The following is a 24,823-nucleotide window of genomic DNA, read 5'->3' on the forward strand; positions in this document are numbered from 1 at the left end:
CCGCCCGTCGACCCGGCGCGGCCCGGTCAGGCCGCCGCGGCCAGGACCTTGGCCGGTTCCAGGGCCAGCTCCAGCACCTCCCGCACGTCCGCCACCGGGTGGACGGTGAGCCGCTCCAGCACCTCGGCCGGGACGTCGTCCAGGTCGGCCTCGTTGCGCTTGGGGATGATCACCGTGGTGACGCCGGCCCGGTCGGCGGCGAGCAGCTTCTGCTTCACCCCGCCGATCGGCAGCACCCGCCCGGTCAGCGACACCTCGCCGGTCATCGCCAGGTCGGTGCGCACCTTGCGGCCGGACAGCAGCGAGGCGAGCGCCGTGGTCATGGTGATGCCGGCGCTCGGCCCGTCCTTGGGGACGGCCCCGGCGGGGACGTGCAGGTGCACGCCGCGGTCGCGCAGCGAGGTGACCGGCAGCTCCAGTTCGGCGCCGCGCGAGCGCAGGTAGGAGAGCGCGATGTGCGCGGACTCCTTCATCACGTCGCCCAGTTGCCCGGTGAGGGTGAGTCCGGTGCCGCCGGTCTCGGCGTCGGCGAGCGAGGCCTCGATGTAGAGGACGTCGCCGCCGGCGCCGGTCACGGCGAGGCCGGTGGCCACGCCGGGGACGGCGGTGCGCCGCTCGGCCGGCGCCTGGGCGGCCTCCGGCACGTGGTGGGGCCGGCCGATCAGGGCGCGCAGCTCGTCCGGGCCGATCGCGGCGGGCAGTTCGCGCTCGCCGAGTTCGGCCTGGGCGGCGATCCTGCGCAGCACCCGGGCGATCGAGCGTTCCAGGTTCCGCACGCCGGCCTCCCGGGTGTACTCCCCGGCCAGCCGGCGCAGCGCCGCCTCGTCGACGCTGACCTGGTCGCCGCCCAGTCCGGCCTTCTCGCGCTGGCGCGGGAGCAGGTGGTCGCGGGCGATGACGACCTTCTCGTCCTCGGTGTAGCCGTCGAGGCGGACGAGCTCCATCCGGTCGAGCAGCGGCTCGGGGATGGCCTCCAGCACGTTGGCGGTGGCGAGGAAGACGACGTCCGAGAGGTCGAGCTCGACCTCCAGGTAGTGGTCCCGGAAGGTGTGGTTCTGCGCCGGGTCCAGCACCTCCAGCAGGGCGGCGGCCGGGTCGCCCCGGTAGTCGGAGCCGACCTTGTCGATCTCGTCGAGCAGGACGACCGGGTTCATCGAGCCGGCCTCCTTGATCGCCCGCACGAGCCGGCCGGGCTGCGCGCCGACGTAGGTGCGCCGGTGGCCGCGGATCTCGGCCTCGTCCCGGACGCCGCCGAGCGCGACCCGGACGAAGGTGCGGCCCATGGCGCGGGCCACCGACTCGCCGAGCGAGGTCTTGCCGACGCCGGGCGGGCCGACCAGCGCCAGCACCGCTCCGCCGCGCCGGCCGCCGACCAGCCCGAGCCCCTGGTCGGCCCGGCGCTTGCGCACCGCGAGGTACTCGACGATGCGGTCCTTCACGTCGGCCAAACCGGCGTGGTCGGCGTCCAGCACCGCGCGGGCGCCGGCGATGTCGTACGCGTCCTCGGTGCGCTCGTTCCAGGGCAGCTCCAGGACGGTGTCCAGCCAGGTGCGGATCCAGGGGCCCTCGGGGGACTGCTCGGAGGCCCGCTCCAGCTTGTCGACCTCCTTGAGGGCCGCGTCGCGGACCTTCTCGGGCAGGTCGGCGGCCTCGACCCGGGCGCGGTAGTCGCCCTCCTCGTCGGCCGGGTCGCCGTTGAGCTCGGCCAGTTCCTTGCGGACGGCCTCCAGCTGGCGGCGGAGCAGGAACTCCTTCTGCTGCTTGGCCACGCCCTCCTCGACGTCCTTGCGGATGGTGTCGTTGACCTCCTCCTCGGCGAGGTGGTCGCGCAGCAGGGTCAGCGCGTACTCCAGGCGGGCGACCTGGTCGGCCTCCAGCAGCACCTTGAGCTTCTGCTCGGCGGTGGCGAAGGGCGCGTAGCCGATGTTGTCGGCGAGCTCGCCGACGCCCTCGATCTGGGCCACCCGGTCGACGATCTGCCAGGCGCCGCGCCTGCGCAGCCACTGGGTGGACAGCGCCTTGTACTCCTTGACCAGCTCGGCGGCCCGGCCGGCCACCGGGGTGTCCACCGAGGACTCCCGGAAGGGCGTGGTCTCCACCCAGAGGGCGGCGCCGGGGCCGGTGGTGCCGGCCCCGATGCGGACCCGGCGCACGGCGCGCACCAGCGCGGCCGGCTCCCCGTCGGCCAGCCGGCCGACCTGCTCGACGGTGGCCAGGGTGCCGACCGCCGCGTACGAGCCGTCCACCCGCGGGACCAGCAGGACCTGCGGCTTGCCGGTGCCGGTGGCCGCCGCGCGGGCGGCCTCGACCGCGGCGCGCACCTCGGTGTCCTTGAGGTCCAGCGGGACGACCATGCCCGGCAGGACGACCTCGTCGTCGAGCGGCAGCACGGGCAGGGTGAGCGGTGTGGACGTCGATGCCATGATCTCTCCCCAGTCAGTGAAGTTGAGTCGACCTGACTAAGGCCTGGCGCGCGCCGGATGTTCCCGAGGCGGTGTTCGCCGTGAGCGAACAGGAGCGGGTGTGGAGCGAGCGGGGGGAGGGCGCGGGAAGTGCCGTCAAAAGCGCCCGGGGGGCGACACCCGGAAGGGTCAGCGCACGTCCAGGACCGGAGCGCCGCCCGGCGCGGGCGAGGAGCCCGCGGCCGGCGCCTCGACCCGGCGCGTCCGCGGCTTCGGCCGCGGCCGGCGGGCCTGGGCCCGGCGCAGCCAGCGCCACAGCGCCACCCCGGTGAGCACCGCGGCCGGGTGCCCCACGGCGGTGACCAGGTCCCGCTCGGTGAGGATCTGCTCGGCGATCAGCAGCCCGGCGCCGCCGAGCGCGACCAGCCGCCCGCGCCACGGCAGCAGCCCGGCCACCGCACCCAGACAGGTGAGCACGCCGTAGCTGACGCCGATGTCCAGGTAGTCCAGCGCCCCGGCCTCCATCCGCCCGGCCTCCACCGCGGTGATCACCACGCCCTGGGACAGCAGCGTGGCCGTGACGTGCCCGATCGCGAAGACCGCCGCCGCCCGGGCGGGGCCGATCCGGCGCTCCAGCGGCGCGAGGGTGACGGCGAATCCCCACAGGTACGGCATCCACACCTCGCCGGCCACCCAGAAGCCGCTGAGCACCAGCGCGCGCAGGGGGTGCTGCAGGAGGTTGTGGCCGTCGGAACTGGAGGCCTCCTGCAGCCGCTGCACGAGTTCCGGATCGGCGAGTTTGGCAAAGGTCGTGGTGGCGCCCACCACGGCGAGATAGCCGAGGGTGAAGGGGTTTCGCCGGGGTGTCGGCACCCGCGCCAGCAGCCACTCGACGACGCCGGTGCGCAGACCGTGCCGGAGCATCCCGTACGGCGGGCCGACGGGCGGCGCCCCGACCCGTCCGGCACCTCGCCGCAGTCCAGCCATGCCGCCCTCCGCTCCACGCCGGCAGCCACCGGCCCCTCACCCAGGTGCCCAACGTACCGGCGCGCGCCGCGGATCCCGCCCTGCGGGGCGTTGTCGTGGCCACGTTACATCGAGGTTCTGAGAGGCATCTGAGAAAAGCCGGTGAAGACCGTCAGGAAACCGGTCGACCGGATTCCTGATATTGGTCCAGACCTTCTTTCGGCGAGCGTGCCGACAGGGGCTCTGACCGGCGACTTGGCGTCAACTCGACTGCATACGTACCGTTACGCAGAGAAAAATCGCCGGGTAAGGTATCGGCCCGTGCCCACTCGTGCAGTGGGCTCCGAGGGCGGCCCGACAGCCGGCCCACGGGCCGGAAACGTCCGGTCCACCTGCCGGGAGGCATCCGCTGTCCGTACGCTGCGAAGTGCGCGGGAGAAGTGGGCGGGCGACAATCCGCCCGCCGACCCGCACGCACGACGGGACGGCGGACCCGGCACAGTCCACGACGGAACAAGACTACGAGCGGAGCCCGCCATCCCCACAGGTGGCCGGCCCGCAGCCCTGGGGGCGGTGGCGTGACCGTGACAGAACTTCAGCAGGACAACAACCACAGCGGCGGCACGGTGAGCAGCCAACGCAGAGTGCTGGTGGTGGAGGACGAACCGACGATCGCGGAGTCGATCGCGGCCCGGCTGGGCGCGGAGGGCTTCAAGGTCGCCGTGGCCCACGACGGGCCGGGCGCGGTCGACGGCTTCCACACCTGGCAGCCGGACCTGGTGGTCCTCGACATCATGCTGCCCGGCTTCGACGGCCTTGAGGTGTGCCGCCGGATCCAGGCGCAGCGCCCGGTGCCGGTGCTGATGCTGACCGCGCGCGACGACGAGACGGACCTGCTGGTCGGCCTCGGCGTGGGCGCCGACGACTACATGACCAAACCGTTCTCCATGCGCGAACTGGCCGCCCGGGTCAACGTGCTGCTGCGCCGCGTCGAGCGCGCCCAGCAGGCGGCCCGCACGCCCGCGCTCGGCTCGCTGCGCTTCGGCGAGCTGGAGATCGACCACGTGCAGCGCCGGGTCCGGCTCGCCTCGGGCGACGTCCACCTGACGCCCACCGAGTTCGACCTGCTCGCCTGCCTGGCCGCGCAGCCGCGCGCCGTGCTGACCCGCGAGCAGCTGCTGGCCGAGGTCTGGGACTGGACGGACGCGTCCGGCACCCGCACCGTGGACAGCCACGTCAAGGCGCTGCGCCGCAAGATCGGCGCGAGCTGGATCCGTACCGTCCACGGCGTCGGGTACGCGCTGGAGGCCCCGCTCTCCTAGCGGCGAGCCTCGGGCGACGGGCCTCCGGGGGGCCCGTGTCCCGAACTGCCGCGCACCACGCGGGGGACGTACGCGGGGATCACAGGGGACCAATGACCTTTCCACAGCAACGCAACGGGGACACCGGCGGCACGCGGTCGCAGACGCTGGCCGCCCGCGCCGCCCGCCGGGTCTGGGCCGACATCCGTCCGCTCGACCCGGTCCGCTCGATCAAGGGCAAGCTCGCCCTGCTGGTGATCGTCTCCGTCTTCCTGGCCACCGGCATGGTGGTCGTGGCGATCCGGTCCGAGACCCAGATCCGGATCATCATGGTCTTCTCCATGATCGCCTCGCTGCTCTTCATGCAGTTCCTCGCGCACGGGCTGACCGCCCCCCTGCGCGAGATGACGGCCGCCGCCCGCGCGATGGCCTCCGGCGACTACAGCCGCCGGGTCGAGGTGAACTCGCGCGACGAGATCGGCGAACTGGCGACCACCTTCAACCAGATGGCCGCCGATCTGGGGGCCGCCGACCGGCACCGCCGCGAGTTGGTCGCCAACGTCTCGCACGAGCTGCGCACGCCCATCGCCGCGCTGCGCGCCGTGCTGGAGAACGTGGTGGACGGCGTCGTCCAGCCCAATCCGGCGACCCTGGGGGCCGCCCTGGAGCAGACCGAGCGGCTCGGCCGCCTGGTCACCCACCTGCTGGACCTCTCCAAGATCGACGACGGCGTGGTCGACCTGGACGCCCGCCCCTTCGAGGTGCGCGAGTTCCTGGACGGCGTGCTGCGCGGGGTCACCGTGGACGGCGCGACGGCCGGCGGGGCGTTCTCCCGGCGCGGCGACGTCCGGCTGGCGCTGGAGGTCAGCCCGACCGGCCTGACCGGCGTGGCGGACCCGGAACGGCTCCACCAGGTGGTCGCCAACCTGGTCGACAACGCCTGCAAGCACTCCCCGCCCGGCGGCACCGTGACGGTGCGCGCGCGGCCCGACGGCGGGCCCGGCGGCCTGCTGCTGGAGGTCGAGGACGAGGGCCCGGGCATCCCGCCGGCCGACCGCGGCCGGGTGTTCGAGCGGTTCAGCCGCAGCGGCACCGCGACCGCCCAGGGGCCCGGCGCGGACGGCGGCACCGGCCTCGGCCTGGCCATCGCCCGCTGGGCGGTGGACCTGCACGGCGGTCGGATCGCGGTCGCCGAGTCGCCGCGCGGCTGCCGGATCGAGGTCCGGCTGCCGGGGCAACGCTGAGGGTCGGATGTGTCACAGAAGCGACACAGACGTACACGAAGATCATTGGATGATCCGCATGGGGCTTTGTCCGGTTTTACCCGGATATGCCCTATGGGTGGAGGCGATCGCTTCCCCTCAGATACGGCTTTCTAACGCACATTTTCAGCCAAACTGCAGGTCAGGACTGTGATCTGGGCGACGCCTGGGGCCCGGGGACTGCGCGATCACTGGTCAGGGGCGTAGCCTTAATCCCCGCTGTCCAAACATCCCAAAAGGAAGCGGAAGAGGGCGGTTGCCGCCGTGTCGCCACAGTCCCCTGAAACCCCCAATAGCTCGGCTAGCTCCACTGGCTTCGGTCCCAATGAGTGGCTCGTCGATGAGATCTACCAGCAGTACCTCCAGGACCCGAACTCGGTCGACCGAGCCTGGTGGGACTTTTTCGCCGACTACAAGCCCGGTACCGAGGTGACCCCAGTGACCCAGGCCGCGACCCAGGCCGGCCCCACGCCGACCCCTGCCGCTGCCCCCGCGCCCGCTGCTGCTGCTCCGGCCGCGACCGCCCCCGCCGCACCGGCCGCCCCGGCCGCTCCGGCGCCGGCCCCCGCGCCGCTCGCCGCAGCTCCCGTCGCGCCCCCGGCCCCGGCCCCCAAGGCCGCCGCCCCGGCCGCTCCGGCCGCTCCGGCCGCCGCCGCGGCGGACGCGCCCGCCGGCCCCGAGCTGATCCAGCTGCGCGGCCCGGCCAAGGCCGTCGCCACCAACATGGACGCCTCGCTGGAGGTGCCGACCGCGACCTCGGTCCGCGCGGTGCCCGCGAAGCTGTTGATCGACAACCGCATCGTCATCAACAACCACCTGCAGCGCGCCCGCGGCGGCAAGGTCTCCTTCACCCACCTGATCGGCTACGCCCTGGTCCAGGCCATCAAGGCCGCCCCGGGCATGAACTACAGCTACAAGGTGGAGAACGGCAAGGCCTTCCTGGTCAAGCCCGAGCACGTCAACCTCGGCTTGGCCATCGACCTGGTCAAGCCGAACGGCGACCGCCAGCTCGTCGTCGCGGCCATCAAGAAGGCCGAGACCCTCGACTTCTTCGGCTTCTGGCAGGCCTACGAGGACATCGTCCGCCGGGCCCGCGCCAACAAGCTGACCATGGACGACTTCACCGGCGTCACGGTCTCGCTGACCAACCCCGGCGGCATCGGCACCGTGCACTCCGTGCCGCGCCTGATGCAGAACCAGGGCACCATCGTCGGCGTCGGCGCCATGGAGTACCCGGCCGAGTTCCAGGGCTCCGCCCCGGAGACCCTGTCCCGCCTGGGCGTCTCCAAGATCATGACGCTGACCTCGACCTACGACCACCGCGTCATCCAGGGCGCGGCGTCCGGCGAGTTCCTGCGCGAGATCCACCGCCTCCTCCTCGGTGAGAAGGGCTTCTACGACGAGATCTTCGAGTCGCTGCGGATCCCGTACGAGCCGGTCCGCTGGGCCACCGACGTCGCCACCACCCACGACGACGAGGTCAACAAGACCGCCCGCGTCATGGAGCTGATCCACGCGTACCGCGTGCGCGGCCACCTGATGGCCGACACGGACCCGCTGGAGTACAAGCAGCGCAAGCACCCCGACCTGGACGTCACCACCCACGGCCTCACCCTGTGGGACCTGGAGCGCGAGTTCGCGGTCGGCGGTTTCGGCGGCCAGAAGATGATGAAGCTCCGCGACATCCTCGGCCTGCTGCGCAACACGTACTGCCGCACCGTCGGCGTCGAGTACATGCACATCCAGGACCCGAAGCAGCGCAAGTGGCTGCAGGAGCGCCTGGAGAAGCCCTACTCCAAGCCCGAGCGCGAGGAGCAGCTGCGCATCCTGCGCCGGCTGAACTCGGCCGAGGCCTTCGAGACCTTCCTGCAGACCAAGTACGTCGGGCAGAAGCGCTTCTCGCTGGAGGGCGGCGAGTCGCTCATCCCGCTGCTGGACGCCACCATCGACGCCGCCGCCGAGCACCGCCTCGACGAGGCCGTCATCGGCATGGCCCACCGCGGCCGCCTGAACGTGCTGGCCAACATCGTCGGCAAGCCGTACGGCAAGATCTTCGGCGAGTTCGAGGGCAACCTCGACCCGAAGTCGATGCACGGCTCCGGCGACGTGAAGTACCACCTCGGCTCCGAGGGCACCTTCACCGGCCTGGACGGCGAGACCATCAAGGTCTCGCTCGCCGCGAACCCCTCCCACCTGGAGACGGTCGACCCGGTCGTCGAGGGCATCGCCCGCGCCAAGCAGGACATCCTGGACCAGGGCGGCACCACCTTCCCGGTGCTGCCGATCCAGATCCACGGCGACGCGGCCTTCGCCGGCCAGGGCGTCGTCGCGGAGACCCTGAACATGTCGCAGCTGCGCGGCTACCGCACCGGCGGCACGATCCACCTGGTGGTCAACAACCAGGTCGGCTTCACCGCCGCCCCGGCGTCCTCGCGCTCCTCGATGTACTGCACCGACGTGGCCCGGATGATCGAGGCCCCGATCTTCCACGTGAACGGCGACGACCCGGAAGCCGTGGTCCGCGTCGCGCGGCTCGCCTTCGAGTTCCGCCAGACGTTCCACAAGGACGTCGTGATCGACCTCATCTGCTACCGCCGCCGCGGTCACAACGAGGCCGACAACCCGTCGTTCACCCAGCCGCTGATGTACGACCTGATCGACAAGAAGCGCTCGGTGCGCAAGCTGTACACCGAGGGCCTGATCGGTCGCGGCGACATCACCATGGAAGAGGCGGAGCAGGCGCTCCAGGACTTCCAGGGCCAGCTGGAGAAGGTCTTCGCCGAGGTCCGCGACGCCGCCCAGACCCCGGCCCCGGCCACCGCCGGCAAGCCGGTCGCCGACTTCCCGGTCAACATCCAGACCGGCATCTCCCAGGAGATGGTCAAGCGGATCGCCGCCTCGCAGGTCAACCTGCCGGACTGGCTGACCGTCCACCCGCGCCTGCTGCCGCAGCTCCAGCGCCGCGCCGCCTCCGTCGAGGACAACACCATCGACTGGGCGACGGGCGAGACCCTCGCCATCGGCTCGCTGCTCATGGAGGGCCACCCGGTCCGCCTGGCCGGCCAGGACAGCCGCCGCGGCACCTTCGGCCAGCGGCACGCCGTCCTGATCGACCGCAACACCGGCGAGGACTACACCCCGCTGCAGTACCTCACCGAGGACCAGGCCCGCTACACCGTCTACGACAGCCTGCTGTCGGAGTACGCGGCGATGGGCTTCGAGTACGGCTACTCGCTGACCCGCCCGAACTCGCTGGTCATGTGGGAGGCGCAGTTCGGCGACTTCGTCAACGGCGCGCAGACCGTGGTGGACGAGTACATCGCCTCCGCCGAGCAGAAGTGGGGCCAGCACTCGGGCGTCACCCTGCTGCTGCCGCACGGCTACGAGGGCCAGGGCCCGGACCACTCGTCCGCCCGCCCGGAGCGCTTCCTGCAGCTGTGCGCGCAGAACAACATGACGGTCGCCATGCCGACCCTGCCGTCGAACTACTTCCACCTGCTGCGCTGGCAGGCGCACAACCCGCACCACAAGCCGCTGGTCGTCTTCACCCCGAAGTCGATGCTGCGCCTCAAGGCCGCGGCGAGTGCGACCGAGGAGTTCCTGTCCGGCTCCTTCCGCCCGGTCATCGGCGACAACACCGTCGACCCGGCACAGGTGCGCAAGGTCGTCATCACCGCCGGCAAGTTCTACTACGACCTGGCGGCGGCCCGCACCGAGCGCGGCGTCACCGACACCGCGATCGTCCGGGTCGAGCGGCTCTACCCGCTGCCGGTGGCCGAGCTCCAGGAGGAGCTCGCCCGCTACGGCGACGACGTCCAGTTCGTCTGGGCGCAGGAGGAGCCGGACAACCAGGGCGCCTGGCCGTTCATCGCGATGAACCTGGTCGACCACCTCCAGGTCGTCGTCGGCCGCAGCGCCAACGGCTCGCGGCTGCGCCGCGTCGCCCGCACGACGGCCTCGTCCCCGGCGGTCGGCTCGGCCAAGCGGCACGCCGCCGAGCAGCAGGCGCTGATCGAAGAGGTCTACTCGCTCTGAGGCCCTGACGCCCCGAGGCGCTGGAGCACCGACGCCCGCGGCCCCCGTCCTCCCCTGGGAGACGGGGGCCGCGGGCGTCCCCGACTATCCTGACCAGGTCAATCCCCATCGGACCGGAGTGAACCCGTGTACTTCACCGACCGCGGCATCGAGGAGCTGCAGAACCGGCGCGGCGACGAGGAGGTCACCTTCGAGTGGCTGGCCGAGCGACTGCGCGAGTTCGTCGACCTCAACCCGGACTTCGAGATCCCCGTCGAGCGGCTGGCCACCTGGCTGGCCCGGCTCGACGACGAGGACGACGAGTGACCGGTGCGGTGCCGTCGCACTGAACCGCTGATGAGGGGCCCGGGAGGCGATCGCCTGCCGGGCCCCTCACGTACCCGCGCCCGCCCGTAGGGGGCGCCTCGGGGGCGGCTCCGGGACGGCTCAGGGATGGGATCCGGGACGGCGCGCTTGACTTGCGCGTCACGCGATATATCGTCTTTGGAAGAGAACGCGATACATCGCGATCGGCAACGGGAGGCGGCAGAGATGAGCCAGTGGACGGTCGAGGGACCCGAGAGGATCACCATCGACGAGGCGGTCCGGGCGCTGCACGTGCGGATCATCGAGGGCACGGTGAACGTGGTGGCGGCCGAGGGCCCGGCCCGCCTGGAGGTCACCGAGCTCCAGGGCGAGCCGCTGCACGTGACCCTGGTGGACGGCGTCCTGACGGTCACCTACAAGGACATCAACAGCTGGGGCGAGTTCGGCGACCGGCTCAGGTCGGTCGACGCGGTCAAGGGCTTCTTCAGCTCCTTCAAGCGCAAGCGCGTCGCCGGCGTCACCCTGACCGTCCCGGCCGACGCCGAGGTCAAGGTCGGCACCGTCTCGGCCGACGCCACCGTCTCCGGGATCACCGGGCACGTCTCGGTGCAGAGCGCCAGCGGCGACGCCACCCTGGTCGGCCTGACCGGCCGCACCGAGGCCAACACCGTCACCGGCGACGTCGACGCCCAGTCGGTGGCCGGCCAGCTCAAGGTCAACACCGTCTCCGGCCAGCTCACCGTCGTCGCCGGCACCGCCGACCGGGTCCAGGCCAACGCCGTCACTGGCGCCGTCACCCTGGACCTCGACGTCGCCAACCCGGCCGACGTCAAGGTCACCACCGTCAGCGGCCCGGTCGTCATCCGGATCCCCTCGCTGGCCGACGCCAAGGTCGAGGCCGGCTCCACCAGCGGCGACATCTCCAGCACCTTCGACGGCCTCAAGCTCAGCGGCAGCTGGGGCGCCAAGCGCCTGTCCGGCCAGCTCGGCGACGGCCGGGGCAGCCTCGCCGTGACCACCGTCTCCGGCGGCGTCACCGTGCTGCGCCGCCCCGACCCCGAGGACGAGGCGCCGGTGGTCGTCAAGGAGCTCCCGGCCGGACTCGGCAAGCCCGACCTCACCAAGGAGGCGTGAGATGACGCCCGTGTTCGGCCACGGCCGGCTCCGGCTCTACCTGCTGAAGCTGCTCGACGAGGCCCCGCGGCACGGCTACGAGGTGATCCGCCTGCTGGAGGAGCGCTTCCAGGGCCTGTACGCGCCCTCCGCTGGGACGGTCTACCCCCGGCTCGCCAAGCTGGAGCAGGAGGGCCTGGTCACCCACAGCACCGAGGGCGGCCGCAAGGTCTACCGGCTGACCGACGCCGGGCGCGCCGAACTGGAAGCCCGACAGGGCGAGTTGGACGACCTGGAAGTGGAGATCCACGACTCCGTGGCGCAGTTGGCCGGGGCGATCCGCGAGGACGTCCGGGACAGCGCCAAGGACCTGCGCGAGGAGCTGTGGCAGGCCGCCCGGCAGGCCCCCCGGCCGGACCGCGCCGAGGGCGGGGACCCGTGGTCCGGACCGTGGGGCGACAACGAGTCCTGGCAGCGCGCCAAGGAGGAGTTCGCCCAGTTCAAGCGGCAGGCCAAGGACCAGGCCAAGCGCGCCCGGGAGCAGGAGAAGGCCGCCAAGGCCAAGGCGAAGGCCGCCGAGGAGGAGGCCCGCAGGCTGCGCGAGCAGGCCAAGGCCTCGCGGACGGCCGCTCAGCAGGAGGCGCTGCGGATCAAGCGCCGGGTCGAGCAGCAGGTGCGCGAGCACGCCGCGAAGGGCGACTGGCCGACCGGCCTGGCCGAGGGCCTGGCCGAGCTGACCAAGGGCCTGTCCGGGCTGGCCGACGCGGCCCGCTGGGGCCAGTCGGCCGACGGGCCGGCCGAGGAGGTCACCGTCACCCGGATCGACCTGGACAAGGACGAGCCGACCACGCCGACCGCCCCGGCCGACCTGCCGCCGTGGGCGCGGACCGACCCGGCCGGCGACCCGGCCCGCGAACTGGAGCGGCTGCTCGACCGCTTCCGCGACCAGGTCCGCGACGCGGCCCGGGACGGCGGCGTGAGCAGCGACAAGCTGGCCGAGGCCCGCTCGGTGCTGGGCTCGGCCGGCGAGCGGCTGAAGCGCCTGCTCGGCTGACCGGCAGGCTGCCGGACCACCACCGGCCCGGCACGCTCCGCGGAGCGTGCCGGGCCGGTCCGCGTCAGGGCCGCACCGGCGTCAGGGCCGGACGGCGCCAGGGCCGCAAGACGTCACGGCGTCACGGCGTCACGGCGTCACGGCGTCAGCACGATCTTGCCGAAGACGTCGCCCTTGGCGAGCCGCGCGAAGCCGTCCCGGGCCTCTGCCAGCGGCAGCACCGAGTCGATCACCGGCCGGACGCCGCTGGTCGCGCACAGCGAGAGCAGCCCGGCCAGTTCCTCCTTGGTGCCCATCGTCGAGCCGACCACCTTGAGCTCCAGGAAGAAGATCCGGTTCAGCTCGGTGGCGCTCGGGTTGGGGCCGGAGGTGGCACCGGAGATGACGACGGTGCCACCCGGGCGCAGCGCCTTCACCGAGTGCGCCCAGGTCGCGGCGCCGACCGTCTCCATCACCGCGTCCACCCGGGCGGGCAGCCGGGCGCCGCTCTCGAAGGCGGCGTCGGCGCCGAGTTCGACCGCCCGGCGGCGCTTGGCCTCGTCCCGGCCGGTGACCCAGACCCGCAGCCCGGCGGCCTTGCCGAGGACGATCAGCGCGGTCGCCACGCCGCCGCCCGCGCCCTGCACCAGGACGGTGTCACCGGGTTTGACCCCGGCGTTGGTGAACAGCATCCGGTAAGCCGTCAGCCAGGCCGTGGGCAGGCAGGCGGCCTCTTCGAAGCTGAGTTCGGCGGGCTTGGGCAGCAGGTTCCAGGTGGGCACGGCCACCTGCTGGGCGAAGGTGCCCTGGTAGCGCTCGGTCAGGATGGACCGGGGTTCGTCCGGGCCCACCCCGTGGCCGCTCTGGCCGATCACCGAGTGGAGGACGACCTCGTTGCCGTGCTCGTCGACACCGGCGGCGTCGCAGCCGAGGATCATCGGCAGCCGTCCGGCGGGCAGGCCGACCCCGCGCAGCGACCACAGGTCGTGGTGGTTGAGGCTGGCGGCCCTGACCGTGACCACGCTCCATCCGGGGCGGGCCTGCGGCTCGGGGAGTTCACCCAACTCCAGTCCGCTGAGCGGGTCATCGGCGTCGATACGTGCGGCGTAGGCAGCAAACATGCTGCGGACGATAGCCGCGCCGGCCGGGGCCGGGAACCACGCGCGGGTGTGACGCGTGTCCCGGCCCCGGCCGTGTCGGCGGCACCGCTCCCGCCGGGTCCTGCCCGGCAGCGGCGCCCGGATCGTCAGATCCGGGCCACGCCCTCGGCCCGGGCGGCCTCGGCGACGGCCTTGGTGACCGCCGGGGCGACCCGCTCGTCGAACGGCGAGGGGATGACCTTCTGCGGCGTCAGCTCGTCGGCGACGACACCGGCCAGTGCCTTGGCGGCGGCCAGCTTCATGCCCTCGGTGATCCGGCTGGCCCGCACCTGGAGGGCGCCGGCGAAGATGCCGGGGAAGGCCAGCACGTTGTTGATCTGGTTCGGGAAGTCGCTGCGCCCGGTGGCGACGACCGCCGCGTACTTGTGCGCGACCTCGGGGTGGATCTCCGGGGTGGGGTTGGCCATCGCGAAGATGAACGCGCCCGCGGCCATGGTCGCGACGACCTCCTCCGGCACGGTGCCGCCGGAGACGCCGATGAACACGTCGGCGCCGGACAGCGCGTCGGCCAGGGTGCCCCTGAGGCCGGTGCGGTTGGTCAGTTCGGCGATCTCGGCCTTGACGTCGGTGAGGTCGCCGCGGCCGTCGTACACCACGCCCTTGCGGTCGCAGACCGCGACGTCGCCGATGCCCGCCGCCACCAGCATCTTGGCGATGGCGATGCCGGCCGCGCCGGCGCCGGAGATCACGGCCCGCAGCGAGCCGATCTCACGGCCGGTCACCTTGGCCGCGTTCCACAGGGCGGCGGTGGTGACGATCGCGGTGCCGTGCTGGTCGTCGTGGAAGACCGGGATGTCCACGGCCTCCTGGAGCCGGCGCTCGATCTCGAAGCAGCGGGGGGCGGAGATGTCCTCCAGGTTGACGCCGCCGAAGGAGGGCGCCAGCCGCACCACGGTCTCGACGATCTCGTCGACCTCGGTGCAGGCGAGCGCGATCGGCACCGCGTCCACGCCGCCGAACTGCTTGAACAGGATGGCCTTGCCCTCCATCACGGGCAGGGAGGCCTCCGGGCCGATGTCGCCGAGGCCCAGCACGGCGGTGCCGTCGGTGACCACGGCGACGGTGTTGGACTTCCAGGTGTAGTCGTTGACCAGCTCCGGCTGCTCGGCGATGGCCGTGCAGACGCGGGCGACACCGGGCGTGTAGGCGAGGGACAGGTCGTCCGCGTCGCGCACCGGGACGGTCGCCCGGATCTCCATCTTGCCGCCGCGGTGGAGCGCGAAAACGGCGTCGACCGGATCGACGGTGTCCTGGGTGCTGCTGATGATCTCCGCTGCCACGATGACCTCTTCGTCATTGATCTGGCGAGGGTGCGCGACCGACGGACAGGACGACCCGTCCGGAAACCGGAAACCGGGTACGCCGAAGCGGACCCGGGGGCTGGGTCGGGGCGCTGCCGTCGGGCGGCGCCCTCGGATGAGGGTTTTATGGGTCTTGTTGGTCCGCGTAGTGCTTCCGGGCCGAGCGTAGGACGGACCAAGGCATCGCACCTATGCCTTTTCGTCCTCGTCACGTGCAGTTCATCGCCGAGCTGTCGCGTCACTGGGGCCCGGCGTCGGAAGCGCCGGGCCCCGGCGGCGGCAACGGTGATGGCGGCACGCGCACCCGCAGGAGTGAACGCAGACGCGTTGGGGAGTCGGCGTCCCGGATACGGAGCCACGTGATGACTTCCGTTCCCGGACACCCCGAGCCTGTCGGGACTCGTCGGTCTGGTTCGAGCGTTCGGGGGTCACCCGGTACCGAATTCTGACACACCCGCCGCCGGGCCCGGCAGGGCGGGATGGCCGGATCGCGTGTCCGCCATTTCGCGTACACCCACGCGTCACCGTGGCGGCCGCACGCCCCTGCGCCGTGGTCGACGGCGGCATCCGAGCCGGGGCGGCGGGCCTCCGGGCACCGGGCGGGGGGATCTGCATACTTATGCACGGGGTGACAGGAACACGGAATAAGTCCGAATAGCGGACAGCCCGGGCCCTCGTTATCCGATTTTGATCTGGATGAGGGCCATCCGACCGTCCACAGATGGCAGGATTCCCCCCATCTCGGATCGAGCCGGCCACTGGTCGAGGCGGTTCGCTCGACGTCCACCTCGGCGGAGGGTGGCGGAAGCAGTACCCCGTAGCAACCTGGGCGGCCCTGCCGCGCAGGCACCGCACCACCCGGCCCTGCACGTACGACGACGTACAGCGAAATACACCCGTACAGCGCCGCACGGCCCTGCCACCCCGGTGTGCCGCCCCCGCGGCGCGCTCCGCCCGCCCCTCTCCCTCAGGAGGAGATCCCCCTCATGACCGCCCGTACCCAGCGCACCCGGCTTCTCGCGGCCGGCGCGGTTGCCGCCTCCGTCACCCTCGTCCTGACCGGCTGCAGCAGCAGCAAGAGCGACGGTGGCAGCGGCGCGCCCAACGCCTCCGCGACCGTCAACGCGGTCAAGGCCGACGACAAGCTCGCCGCCCTCGTCCCCGCCGACGTCAAGTCCTCCGGCAAGCTCGTGGTCGGCGCGGACGCCTCGTACGCGCCGGACGAGTTCAAGGACGACAGCGGCAAGGTCATCGGCATGGACGTGGACCTGGCCAACGCCATCGCGGCCAAGCTCGGACTGAAGGCCGACGTCCAGGACTCCGGCTTCACCGCGATCATCCCCGGCATCCAGTCGAACAAGTTCCAGCTCGGCATGTCGTCCTTCACGGACAACAAGGAGCGCGAGCAGATCGTCGACATGGTGACCTACTTCAACTCCGGCAGCGCCATCGCGGTCAAGAAGGGCAACCCCGACAAGGTCGACCCCGCCGACCTGTGCGGCAAGAAGGTCGCCGTCCAGACCGGCACCACGCAGGCCGACGAGATCAAGGACACCCGCAACCCGGACTGCGCCAAGAACGGGAAGCCGGGCATCCAGAACGACGGCGACAAGTTCGACCTCCAGACGGACGTCACCAACGCCGTCGTCTCCGGCCGCGACCAGGCGATGATGGCCGACTCCCAGGTCGTCGACTACGCGATCAAGCAGGCCGGCGGCCAGCTGGAGAAGCTCGGCTCCACCTACGGCGTGGCCCCCTACGGCGTCGCCGTCGCCAAGGGCTCCAAGCTCACCCCCGCGATCCAGGGCGCCGTCCAGTCGCTGATCGACGACGGCACCTACAAGCAGATCCTCACCAAGTGGGGCGTCGAGTCCGGCGCCCTCGACAAGTCGACCGTCAACGGCGCCGTGAACTGACCGTCCGCCTGCTCCATCTCTCCCCCGAGGCCACACCGTGAACTCTCTGGACAAGGGGAAGGCGGAGGAGGGACGGCCTGAGACCATCAAGGCCGTCCCGGTCCGCCACCCCGGACGCTGGGTGGGCGCCGTCGTCATCGCCCTGCTCGCGGCGATGCTGCTGAGCGCCCTCTTCACCAACCCCGCTTTCAAGTGGGACATCGTCGGGCAGTACCTGTTCCACGACAGCATCGTGCACGGCATGGTCGTCACGCTGGAACTGACCGTCCTCTCCATGCTGATGGGCGTGATCGGCGGCATCGTCCTCGCCGTGATGCGCCTGTCCCCGAACCCCCTGCTCTCCGGCACCGCCTGGATGTACATCTGGGTCTTCCGCGGCACCCCGGTGCTGGTGCAGCTGGTGTTCTGGAACTTCCTCGGCCTGATCTGGGCCAAGCTGTCGATCGGCGTCCCGTGGGGGCCGGAGTTCTGGTCCGCGGACACCAACGTCCTGATCCCGACCTTCGTCGCCGCCCTGCTGGGCCTCGGCCTCAACGAGGCCGCCTACATGGCGGAGATCGTCCGCGGCGGCATCCAGTCGGTGGACGAGGGCCAGACCGAGGCCGCCCACGCGCTCGGCATGAGCCGGTTCCAGACCATGCGCCGGATCGTCCTGCCCCAGGCCATGCGGGTGATCATCCCGCCGACCGGCAACGAGACCATCTCGATGCTCAAGACCACCTCGCTGGTCAGCGTGATCTCCCTGGAGGAGATCTTCCGGGCCGGTCAGGTCATCTACTCCCGGAACTACCAGAACATCCCGCTGCTGATCGTGGTCAGCCTCTGGTACCTGTTCTTCACCTCGCTGCTGACCATCGGCCAGTACTACATCGAGCGCTACTACGCCCGCGGCTCCAACCGGACCCTCCCGCCCACCCCGTTGCAGCGGCTGCGGGGCCTGTTCGCCGGGAAGCCCGCCCCGAAGACCGGCGCCGACGTCGTCCCGGGGCTCGAGGGAGGTGGTCACGTATGACCGACCTGAGCAAGACCCCGGCCGCCGCCACCGGACAGCCGATGGTGCGCGCCGAGGGCGTCCACAAGTCCTACGGCTCCGTGCACGTGCTCAAGGGCATCGACCTGGAGGTCAAGCAGGGCGAGGTGTTCTGCCTGATCGGCCCCTCCGGCTCCGGCAAGTCGACCTTCCTGCGGTGCATCAACCACCTGGAGAAGATCAACGGCGGACGCCTCTGGGTGGACGGCGAACTGGTCGGCTACCAGCAGAAGGGCGACAAGCTCTACGAGCTCAAGGACCGCGAGGTCGCCGTCAAGCGGCGCGACATCGGCATGGTCTTCCAGCGCTTCAACCTGTTCCCGCACATGACGGCCGTCGAGAACGTCATGGAGGCCCCGGTCCAGGTCAAGGGCGAGAGCAAGGCCGCCGCCCGGGAGCGGGCGATGGTCCTGCTGGAGCGGGTCGGCCTCGCCGACAAGGCGAAGAACTACCCCTCCCAGCTCTCCGGCGGCCAGCAGCAGCGCGTCGCGATCGCCCGCGCGCTGGCCATGAAGCCCAAGCTGATGCTGTTCGACGAGCCCACCTCGGCGCTCGACCCCGAACTGGTCGGCGACGTCCTCGACGTCATGCGCGGCCTCGCCGAGGAGGGCATGACCATGGTGGTCGTCACCCACGAGATGGGCTTCGCCCGCGAGGTCGGCGACGCGCTGGTGTTCATGGACGGCGGCGTGGTGGTCGAGTCCGGCAACCCCCGCGAGGTGCTCACCGACCCCCGGCACGAGCGCACCCGCGCCTTCCTCTCCAAGGTGCTGTAGAACCGTACCGACCGGCGCCCGGCAGGCTGCTCCTGCCGGGCGCCGACGTTTTCCCCACCCAGGTAATAGGCTGGACGCAATCAGCCCGTTACCGACCTTCTGGAAGGACCTCCGTGGAGCTCGCCTCGTACGCCGATCTCGCCGTTCGGCTGGTGAACACCGAGGAGCCCGGGCGCGGCACCGACACGCTGACGTCCGTGGACGCGGTGCGCGGCCTGTTCTCCGACTCCTCGCGGGCCGCCGCACAGGCCGACGAGTCCGACCTGCCCCGGCTGCGGGCGGTACGGACCAGGCTGCGCGGGGTCTTCGAGGCCGCCGCCGAGGGCGACGAGATCCGGGGCGTCGACCTGCTGAACAGCCTGCTGATGGAGTACCCGGTCAGCCCGCTGGTCTCCGGGCACGACTACCTGGACGACGCCGGCCGGCCGCGCTGGCACCTGCACCTGGCCGACAACTCGCCCACCGCCACCGCGCACTTCAGCGCGGTCGCCTGCATGGGCCTGGCCGTCCACCTGACCCAGTTGGGCGCCGACCGGCTCGGCATCTGCCAGGCCGCGCCCTGCCGCAACGCCTACCTGGACACCTCGACCAACCGCTCCCGCCGCTACTGCTCGGACCGCTGTGCGACCCGCGCCAACGTCGCCGCGTACCGGACCCGCAAGCGCCAGGAGGCCGAGGCCGCGGCACTCGGCGCCGCCGGCTAGGTCCTGTCCGGGCCGGGCCCAGGGGGTCAGAGCTCGTCCGCCCAGACGCCCAGGCGGCGGGCCAGGCCCGGCACCCGGGCCAGCCGGGTGCCCAGCAGCAGCCGCTCCAGCCGCCGCCCGGGCGCCAGCCAGGCCGGGCGCGGGCGCAGCCGCAGCAGTACCCGGCCGAGCACCAGCTCGTCCGGGACCGGGCCGTAGCTGCGGCTGTCGCTGTCCACCGGCCGGTTGTCGGACAGCAGCCACCAGCCCCTCGGACGCCGCTCGGCGGCCCGCTTCACCACCAGCAGGTCCTGCTGGAAGGGGTGCCGGAAGAGCACCACCGCGCCGGGCCGGATCGGCGCGCCGTAGCGCACCAGCAACTGGTCGCCCTCGCGCAGGGTCGGGACCATCGACGGGCCCGCCACGTCGACCAGCCCGAACGGCACCGCGCCGCCGCCCCGCCCCCGGGGTTCCGTGCCCATCGGTTCCGCGCCCGCCGGTTCCGTGCTCCGCGCCACGACTCCTCCTCCCGGACCGCCCGGTCCCAGTCTGCCGTACGGACCGTCACCCCGTTCGATCCGTTCGATGTCCGGATTACCCCGGTTCCGGGTCCGCCTTTTGCCCTAGGCCCACCGCCCGATCGCGAAACCCCGGGCGCGGAAGGGTAATCTCGGGCGCGGGAAGACGATCTAAGGAAGGACTCCCATGTTCTCTCGTCTGTTTGCACCGCGCGCCACCGCCCACGCCCACTGTGACCTGCCCTGCGGCGTGTACGACCCGGCGCAGGCCCGGATCGAGGCCGAGTCGGTCAAGGGCACCCAGGAGAAGTACCAGGCCAACGAGGACCCGGCTTTCCGCACCCGCGCCCTGATCATCAAGGAGCAGCGTGCCGAGGCCGTCAAGCACCACATCTCGGTGCTGTGGAGCGACTACTTCAAGGCCCCGCACTTCGAGAAGTACCCGCAGCTGCACCAGCTGATCAACGACACCCTGAAGGCCGCCTCGGCCGCCAAGGCGTCCACCGACCCCGCCACCGGCCAGGCCCTGCTGGACCTGATCGCCGAGGTCGACAAGATCTTCTGGGAGACCAAGCAGGCCTGAGCCTGACGCGTCGCCACCCGACCGCCCCCGTCCGCGAGCCCGGACGGGGGCGGTCGTGCGTTCACGCCCCATCCGAGCCCGGTAAGGGTTGCCTAGCCTGAGTGGCTGTTATGCTGCCAGGGCGTCCGAGGGGGAAGTCCGGTGTGAATCCGGCGCTGACCCGCAACGGTGAGCACGGCCCCGGGGCCGCGCCAGCCCGATCGCCCCCGGCCGCTGAACTCCCGACAACTCGCCGTGGACTGCGAGGGGATGGCGCCCGGGCCCGCGCCCGACCGGTGCCGCCCCCGCGCACCCGCAGCCCGAGGCAAGGCGCACCGTGAGCAGCACCGCAGCCGCGGGCAGTGGCGCAACGAGCCCGCCCGCCCGCCGAATACCCGCCCTCCCGCTCGCCGTCGGCCTGGCCGCCGCCCTGCTGCTCTCGCTGCTCTGCGGCGTGGCGCTGGGCGCCTCCGGGATCGGCCTGCCCCGCGCCCTGCGGCTGCTGGCCGCCGGGCTGACGGGCGGACGGCTGGAGGCGGACGAGGCCGCCGCCTACGCGATCGTCTGGGAGATCCGGCTGCCGCGCGCCGTGCTGGCCGCGGTGGTCGGCGCCGGGCTGGCCGCCACCGGGGTCGCCGTCCAGGCCCTGGTGCGCAACGCGCTGGCCGACCCGTTCGTGCTCGGCATCTCCTCCGGCGCGGCCGTCGGCGCCAACGCCGTGCTGCTGCTCGGCGCCTTCGCCTCGCTCGGGGTGTGGGCGATCTCGGCCTCCGCGTTCGGCTCCGCGCTGGTCGCCATGGTGCTGGTCTACCTCGCGGCGCGCACGGCCTACGGGCTCACCCCGCTGCGGCTGGTGCTCACCGGCACCGCGCTCTCCTACGGCTTCTCCGCCGTCACCGCGCTGATGGTCTTCGCGGCCGCCCGCGGCGAGGCCGCCCGGGACGCCATGATGTGGCTGCTCGGCAGCCTCGGCGGCGCCACCTGGGGCTCGGTGCCGATCGCCGCCGCCACCGTGCTGGCCGGCCTGGCGTACCTGGCCTGCGCCGCCGGCCGGCTGGACGCGCTCGCCATGGGCGACGAGACGGCCGCCTCGCTGGGCGTGGACCCGGACCGGCTTCGCCGCGAGCTCTTCGTGGTGACCGCCGCCGTCACCGGCACGGTGGTGGCCGTCAGCGGGGCGATCGGCTTCGTCGGGCTGATGGTGCCGCACCTGGCCCGGATGCTGGTCGGCGCCGGGCACCGCCGGGTGCTGCTGGTCGCGCCGCTCGCCGGGGCGCTGCTGCTGGTCTGGGTGGACATCGTCTCGCGCACCCTGCTGGCGCCCGCCGAACTGCCGGTCGGGGTGGTCACCGCGGTGCTCGGGGTGCCCTGTTTCCTGCTGCTGATGCGCCGTCGCGGCTATTCCTTCGGAGGCCGCTGATGGATCTCGCCCTGGACTCCGTCTCGGTCGAGCTGGCCGGCGCCCGGCTGGTCCACGACGTCGCCCTGGACGCCGCCGCCGGGCAGGTGGTCGGACTGGTCGGGCCCAACGGCAGCGGCAAGTCGACGCTGCTGCGCTGCGTCTACCGGGCGCTGCGGCCGGCCGCCGGGGCCGTCCGGCTGGACGGCGCGGACCTGCACGCGCTGACCGCGCGCGAGGCCGCCCGGCGGGTGGCCGCACTCCCCCAGGAGCACTCCGCCGAGTTCGACTTCACGGTGGCCGAGGTGGTCGCCATGGGCCGGCTGCCGCACCGGCGCGGGCTGGGCGGCCCGGGTGCGGACGACCACGCGCGCTGCACGGAGGCGCTGCGCAAGGTCGGCGCCGAGCAGTTGGCCGGGCGGGGCTTCCTGAGCCTGTCCGGCGGCGAGAAGCAGCGGGTGCTGATCGCCCGCGCGCTGGTCCAGGAGCCCCGGCTGCTGGTGCTGGACGAGCCCACCAACCACCTGGACATCGGCCACCAGTTGGACGTGCTGGCCCTGGTCCGGGAGGCCGGCCCGACGGTGCTCACCGCGCTGCACGACCTCAACCTGGCGGCCGGCCACTGCGACCTGCTGTACGTGCTGCGGGCCGGCCGGATCGTCGCCTCGGGGCCGCCCGCCGAGGTGCTCCGACCCGCCCTGCTGGCCGAGGTGTTCGGCGTCCGGGCCACCCCCGTCCGGCACCCGGTGACCGGCGCCGTCCAACTGCTCTTCGACCGGATCTGACCCACCCCCCGAAGGAACCCCCGTGCGCACCAAGGCCGTTGCCATCACCGCCCTGCTCACCCTCGGGCTCACCGCCTGCGGCGCCGAGATCGCCCCGAGCGGCGACGCCACCGCCGCCTCCGCCCACTACCCGGTGACCGTGGAGAACTGCGGCACCAAGCTCACCTTCCCGCAGAAGCCCGCCCGGACGGTGACCAACGACGTCGGCATCACCGAGCTGATGCTCGCCCTCGGCCTGGCCGACCGGATGGCCGGCTACGTGATGCCCGACGACAAGGGCCGGGTCGACCAGGTCGCCTGGAAGGACGGCTACCAGCAGACCGCGTGGCTCTCCAAGAAGGAGATCACCAAGGAGATCGTGCTGGGCGCCAAGGCCGACCTGGTCTTCGCCGGCTGGCACTACGGCTTCGACGAGGGCCGCGGCTTCACCCCGCAGGCGCTCAAGGACCTCGGCATCCCCTCGTACGTGCTCAGCGAGTCCTGCCGCAGCGGCAAGGGCAGCGAGCGCGGCGTGATGTCCCCGCTGGACGCGCTCTACACCGACCTGGCCAACCTCGGCGAGATCTTCGACGTCCGCGACCGGGCGGACAAGCTGGTCGCCGATTTCAAGGCGCAGGTCGCCGCCGCCCCGCAGCCCGAGCGCCGGCCGTCCGTGTTCCTGTACGACAGCGGGCAGGATAAGCCGTACACCGCCGGGAAGTTCGCCGCGGCCGACGAGATCATCGCCAAGGCCGGCGGGACCAACGTGATGGGCGACCTCGCGGACACCTGGGTCACCGTCGGCTGGGAGAGCGTGGTCCAGCGCGACCCCGAGGTGATCCTGATCAACAACTACGGCGAGACCGGCGCCGACGCCAAGCGCGCCTTCCTGAAGTCCTTCCCGCCGCTGGCCGGCGTCTCGGCGGTCAGGAACGACCGGATCTTCGTCCTGGACTACGTCGACCTGGTGGAGAGCCCGCGCAACCCGGCCGCGATCACCGCGCTGGCCGACTACCTGCGCACCGTCCCCGCCCGCTGACCCGCCCGTCCCCGGCCCGGGCCCCGATCCGGGCCTGGGCCGGGGGCGGGGGCGCGCAGTAGGCTCGCGGCATGATCCGCACCGCCGTCGTGACCGACGTTCCCGTCATCCTCGCCCTGATCCGCGAGCTCGCGGAGTACGAGAAGGCCCCGGAGGAGGCCGTGGCCACCGAGGAGCAGCTGCGCGACGCCCTCTTCGGCGCCAACCCCGCGCTGTTCGCCCTGATCGCCGAGGACGACGCCACCGGCGAGCCGGTCGGCTTCGCGGTCTGGTTCCTCAACTTCTCGACCTGGCGCGGCACCCACGGGATCTACCTGGAGGACCTGTACGTCCGCCCGCTGTCCCGCGGCGGCGGCCACGGCAAGGCGCTGCTGCTGGAACTGGCGCGGATCGCCGTCGAACGCGGCTACGCGCGGGTGGAGTGGTCGGTGCTCGACTGGAACACGCCCTCGATCGACTTCTACAAGTCCCTCGGCGCGGTGCCGATGGACGACTGGACCGTCTACCGGCTCACCGGCGAGGCCCTCGCCGCCGCCGGCGGCGGTCACTGAACGGACCGCCCGAACCCCTGCCACCCTGCGTCGCGATGGCTTACCATGAGTGACTCCCGAGCCCCGGCCGGCGTGCGGAAGGCGGTAAGGTCTCAGGCGGATACGCGGCGTCCGGTCGCCCCGCGAAGGGTATGACCGGTACGTACCGCACCACCCCTCTGGACAGTTGGGGCGAAGCAGTTGAGCCAAGCAACAGACAGTGCCGCGGCCACCGGCCCGGAAGCACAGCGCGTCACCCAGGAGGTGAGGGTGTCCCAGATCGACGGCGAGCCCGGAGTGCAGGACTTCGTGGAGGTCCGGCTGCCCGCGGCGGGTGCCTACCTCTCGGTCCTGCGAACAGCGACGGCCGGCCTGGCGGCGCGGCTCGACTTCACCCTCGACGAGATCGAGGACCTGCGGATCGCGGTCGACGAGGCCTGCGCCATCCTGCTCCAGCAGGCGGTGCCCGGCTCCGTCCTGACCTGCGAGTTCCGGCTGGTCGGCGACTCGCTGAAGGTGACCGTCGCCGCCCCCACCACCGACGGGAAGGCACCCGAACGGGACACCTTCGCCTGGACGGTGCTCTCCGCCCTGGCCGGCGAGGTCGACTCCTCGGTCGGCGAGGACAAGACCGTGTCGATCAGCCTGCACAAGAAGCGCGGCGGCCCCGTCGCCCACTAGCCGGGGCGTCGACCAGCACCGCACAAGGGCCGTCCGCCCGGTCCCC

At 72.2% G+C, this 24,823-nt stretch carries 21 protein-coding genes and 1 riboswitch; of the genes, 16 read left to right on the forward strand and 5 right to left on the reverse strand.

Features of this window, described 5'->3' with window-relative positions; genetic code table 11:
* Positions 1-26: 26 nt before the first annotated feature.
* Together lon and AB0O19_RS12815 are read right to left on the reverse strand one after the other, a co-directional pair.
* The gene (lon, locus tag AB0O19_RS12810) at positions 27-2,423 is read right to left on the reverse strand and encodes an endopeptidase La (RefSeq protein WP_363581929.1); all 2,397 of its coding nucleotides are present in this window, start codon (positions 2,421-2,423) and stop codon (positions 27-29) included.
* Between the two features lie 168 nt (positions 2,424-2,591).
* A complete protein-coding gene (locus AB0O19_RS12815) occupies positions 2,592-3,389 on the reverse strand; it encodes a rhomboid-like protein (RefSeq protein ID WP_363619325.1) in 798 nt (265 codons plus the stop codon).
* 563 nt (positions 3,390-3,952) lie between these two features.
* Between AB0O19_RS12815 and AB0O19_RS12820 the strand changes: the two genes are divergently transcribed.
* The 6 genes from AB0O19_RS12820 to AB0O19_RS12845 all read left to right on the forward strand — a co-directional run bounded on the left by AB0O19_RS12820 (position 3,953) and on the right by AB0O19_RS12845 (position 12,439).
* A complete protein-coding gene (locus AB0O19_RS12820) occupies positions 3,953-4,690 on the forward strand; it encodes a response regulator transcription factor (RefSeq protein WP_063351140.1) in 738 nt (245 codons plus the stop codon).
* Between the two features lie 92 nt (positions 4,691-4,782).
* Positions 4,783-5,913, forward strand: a complete 1,131-nt coding sequence (locus AB0O19_RS12825) for a HAMP domain-containing sensor histidine kinase (protein ID WP_363619326.1) — start codon at positions 4,783-4,785, stop codon at positions 5,911-5,913.
* A gap of 282 nt (positions 5,914-6,195) precedes the next feature.
* Positions 6,196-9,966 (forward strand): multifunctional oxoglutarate decarboxylase/oxoglutarate dehydrogenase thiamine pyrophosphate-binding subunit/dihydrolipoyllysine-residue succinyltransferase subunit, encoded by a 3,771-nt coding sequence (locus AB0O19_RS12830; RefSeq protein WP_363619327.1) that lies wholly within the window; start codon positions 6,196-6,198, stop codon positions 9,964-9,966.
* A gap of 126 nt (positions 9,967-10,092) precedes the next feature.
* Positions 10,093-10,272, forward strand: a complete 180-nt coding sequence (locus tag AB0O19_RS12835; protein ID WP_063347844.1) for a DUF6104 family protein — start codon at positions 10,093-10,095, stop codon at positions 10,270-10,272.
* 225 nt (positions 10,273-10,497) lie between these two features.
* Positions 10,498-11,406, forward strand: a complete 909-nt coding sequence (locus tag AB0O19_RS12840) for a DUF4097 family beta strand repeat-containing protein (RefSeq protein WP_363619328.1) — start codon at positions 10,498-10,500, stop codon at positions 11,404-11,406.
* 1 nt (position 11,407) lies between these two features.
* Positions 11,408-12,439 carry a PadR family transcriptional regulator gene (locus tag AB0O19_RS12845; RefSeq protein ID WP_363619329.1) on the forward strand — a complete coding sequence of 344 codons (1,032 nt, stop codon included), beginning with the start codon at positions 11,408-11,410 and terminating at the stop codon, positions 12,437-12,439.
* Positions 12,440-12,576: 137 nt separating this feature from the next.
* On the opposite strand, the gene AB0O19_RS12850 is transcribed toward AB0O19_RS12845, so the two are convergent.
* Both AB0O19_RS12850 and AB0O19_RS12855 read right to left on the reverse strand, forming a co-directional pair.
* On the reverse strand, positions 12,577-13,539 hold the full coding sequence (locus AB0O19_RS12850) for a zinc-binding dehydrogenase (RefSeq protein WP_363588857.1): 963 nt from the start codon (positions 13,537-13,539) through the stop codon (positions 12,577-12,579).
* A 125-nt stretch (positions 13,540-13,664) separates the two neighbouring features.
* Complete coding sequence (locus AB0O19_RS12855) at positions 13,665-14,858, reverse strand: NADP-dependent malic enzyme (RefSeq protein ID WP_363619330.1); 1,194 nt, start codon at positions 14,856-14,858, stop codon at positions 13,665-13,667.
* 1,007 nt (positions 14,859-15,865) lie between these two features.
* Here AB0O19_RS12855 and AB0O19_RS12860 point away from each other — a divergent pair.
* The 4 genes from AB0O19_RS12860 (at position 15,866) to AB0O19_RS12875 (ending at position 19,305) form a co-directional block, all read left to right on the forward strand.
* A complete protein-coding gene (locus AB0O19_RS12860; RefSeq protein WP_363619331.1) occupies positions 15,866-16,795 on the forward strand; it encodes an ABC transporter substrate-binding protein in 930 nt (309 codons plus the stop codon).
* 37 nt (positions 16,796-16,832) lie between these two features.
* Positions 16,833-17,807 carry an amino acid ABC transporter permease gene (locus AB0O19_RS12865; RefSeq protein WP_350879646.1) on the forward strand — a complete coding sequence of 325 codons (975 nt, stop codon included), beginning with the start codon at positions 16,833-16,835 and terminating at the stop codon, positions 17,805-17,807.
* Entirely contained in the window at positions 17,804-18,601 is a 798-nt protein-coding gene (locus AB0O19_RS12870; protein WP_363588850.1) for an amino acid ABC transporter ATP-binding protein, read from the forward strand. The genes AB0O19_RS12865 and AB0O19_RS12870 overlap by 4 nt, the downstream gene beginning before the upstream one ends.
* Before the next feature lie 113 nt (positions 18,602-18,714).
* Positions 18,715-19,305 (forward strand): CGNR zinc finger domain-containing protein, encoded by a 591-nt coding sequence (locus AB0O19_RS12875; protein WP_363619332.1) that lies wholly within the window; start codon positions 18,715-18,717, stop codon positions 19,303-19,305.
* Between the two features lie 26 nt (positions 19,306-19,331).
* On the opposite strand, the gene sodX is transcribed toward AB0O19_RS12875, so the two are convergent.
* Positions 19,332-19,766 carry a nickel-type superoxide dismutase maturation protease gene (sodX, locus tag AB0O19_RS12880; protein WP_363588859.1) on the reverse strand — a complete coding sequence of 145 codons (435 nt, stop codon included), beginning with the start codon at positions 19,764-19,766 and terminating at the stop codon, positions 19,332-19,334.
* Between the two features lie 223 nt (positions 19,767-19,989).
* Here sodX and sodN point away from each other — a divergent pair, with 223 nt between their 5' ends.
* The 6 genes from sodN (at position 19,990) to AB0O19_RS12910 (ending at position 24,777) form a co-directional block, all read left to right on the forward strand.
* The gene (gene sodN / locus AB0O19_RS12885) at positions 19,990-20,385 is read left to right on the forward strand and encodes a superoxide dismutase, Ni (protein WP_063347853.1); all 396 of its coding nucleotides are present in this window, start codon (positions 19,990-19,992) and stop codon (positions 20,383-20,385) included.
* An 88-nt stretch (positions 20,386-20,473) separates the two neighbouring features.
* Positions 20,474-20,612, forward strand: a riboswitch (cobalamin riboswitch).
* Between the two features lie 89 nt (positions 20,613-20,701).
* Positions 20,702-21,784: an iron ABC transporter permease gene (locus AB0O19_RS12890; protein WP_363619333.1), complete on the forward strand. Its 1,083-nt coding sequence runs from the start codon at positions 20,702-20,704 to the stop codon at positions 21,782-21,784.
* Positions 21,784-22,548, forward strand: a complete 765-nt coding sequence (locus tag AB0O19_RS12895) for an ABC transporter ATP-binding protein (protein ID WP_363588844.1) — start codon at positions 21,784-21,786, stop codon at positions 22,546-22,548. Before AB0O19_RS12890 ends, AB0O19_RS12895 begins: the two co-directional genes overlap by 1 nt.
* Before the next feature lie 22 nt (positions 22,549-22,570).
* Positions 22,571-23,566 carry an ABC transporter substrate-binding protein gene (locus AB0O19_RS12900; protein WP_363619334.1) on the forward strand — a complete coding sequence of 332 codons (996 nt, stop codon included), beginning with the start codon at positions 22,571-22,573 and terminating at the stop codon, positions 23,564-23,566.
* A gap of 71 nt (positions 23,567-23,637) precedes the next feature.
* A complete protein-coding gene (locus tag AB0O19_RS12905; RefSeq protein ID WP_363619335.1) occupies positions 23,638-24,117 on the forward strand; it encodes a GNAT family N-acetyltransferase in 480 nt (159 codons plus the stop codon).
* 249 nt (positions 24,118-24,366) lie between these two features.
* The gene (locus tag AB0O19_RS12910) at positions 24,367-24,777 is read left to right on the forward strand and encodes an anti-sigma regulatory factor (RefSeq protein ID WP_350879653.1); all 411 of its coding nucleotides are present in this window, start codon (positions 24,367-24,369) and stop codon (positions 24,775-24,777) included.
* Positions 24,778-24,823 lie beyond the last annotated feature (46 nt).

The sequence above is a fragment of the Kitasatospora sp. NPDC091276 genome, from assembly GCF_040684355.1.
Lineage (GTDB): Bacteria > Actinomycetota > Actinomycetes > Streptomycetales > Streptomycetaceae > Kitasatospora.

Excerpts from the sequence above, each read along its gene's own strand:
- AB0O19_RS12860 (WP_363619331.1), top strand. The coding sequence starts at position 15,866 with ATGACCGCCCGTACCCAGCGCACCCGGCTTCTCGCGGCCGGCGCGGTT.
- lon (WP_363581929.1), bottom strand. The coding sequence starts at position 2,423 with ATGGCATCGACGTCCACACCGCTCACCCTGCCCGTGCTGCCGCTCGAC.
- AB0O19_RS12870 (WP_363588850.1), top strand. The coding sequence starts at position 17,804 with ATGACCGACCTGAGCAAGACCCCGGCCGCCGCCACCGGACAGCCGATG.
- AB0O19_RS12895 (WP_363588844.1), top strand. The coding sequence starts at position 21,784 with ATGGATCTCGCCCTGGACTCCGTCTCGGTCGAGCTGGCCGGCGCCCGG.
- sodX (WP_363588859.1), bottom strand. The coding sequence starts at position 19,766 with ATGGGCACGGAACCCCGGGGGCGGGGCGGCGGCGCGGTGCCGTTCGGG.
- AB0O19_RS12815 (WP_363619325.1), bottom strand. The coding sequence starts at position 3,389 with ATGGCTGGACTGCGGCGAGGTGCCGGACGGGTCGGGGCGCCGCCCGTC.
- AB0O19_RS12845 (WP_363619329.1), top strand. The coding sequence starts at position 11,408 with ATGACGCCCGTGTTCGGCCACGGCCGGCTCCGGCTCTACCTGCTGAAG.
- AB0O19_RS12905 (WP_363619335.1), top strand. The coding sequence starts at position 23,638 with ATGATCCGCACCGCCGTCGTGACCGACGTTCCCGTCATCCTCGCCCTG.
- AB0O19_RS12840 (WP_363619328.1), top strand. The coding sequence starts at position 10,498 with ATGAGCCAGTGGACGGTCGAGGGACCCGAGAGGATCACCATCGACGAG.
- AB0O19_RS12825 (WP_363619326.1), top strand. The coding sequence starts at position 4,783 with ATGACCTTTCCACAGCAACGCAACGGGGACACCGGCGGCACGCGGTCG.
- AB0O19_RS12850 (WP_363588857.1), bottom strand. The coding sequence starts at position 13,539 with ATGTTTGCTGCCTACGCCGCACGTATCGACGCCGATGACCCGCTCAGC.
- sodN (WP_063347853.1), top strand. The coding sequence starts at position 19,990 with ATGTTCTCTCGTCTGTTTGCACCGCGCGCCACCGCCCACGCCCACTGT.